At 66.0% G+C, this 353-nt stretch carries 1 protein-coding gene; it reads left to right on the top strand.

All coding sequences use genetic code 11. The features are described 5' to 3' along the window. A partial coding sequence (locus tag ACI0FO_RS29460) for a VCBS domain-containing protein (RefSeq protein WP_416032099.1) occupies positions 1-353 on the top strand: 353 nt, incomplete at both ends.

Here is a 353-nt window from a genome sequence, read left to right as displayed (position 1 = left end):
GCCAAGGACGATGCCGCCGGCACCGTCACCGAAGATGCGCCGGCCAACAGCCTGAGCGGCAACGTCGTGGACAACGACGTCAAGGGCGCCGATGCCATCACCGGCGTCACCTGGAACCTCAACGACGCCCAGCGCGCCGAGATCTCCCAGTACGGCACCCTCACGCTTAACGCCAACGGCACCTGGCAGTTCACGCTGGACAACAGCAAGCCGGCCGTGCAAGCACTGGGCGCCACCGACAAGCTGAACTTCACGCTGAACTACACCGTGACCGATGCCGACGGTGATGCCTCCAGCGCCAACCTCAGCTTCAGCATCCAGGGCCAGGCCGACGCGCCTCCGGTCATCACCCC

The sequence above is a fragment of the Achromobacter marplatensis genome (assembly GCF_049060505.1).
In the GTDB taxonomy this organism is placed as follows: Bacteria; Pseudomonadota; Gammaproteobacteria; order Burkholderiales; family Burkholderiaceae_B; genus Achromobacter; species Achromobacter marplatensis_A.
The sequence above is the reverse complement of the archived record's forward strand: the minus strand, read 5'-3'. Positions and strand labels throughout refer to the sequence as shown.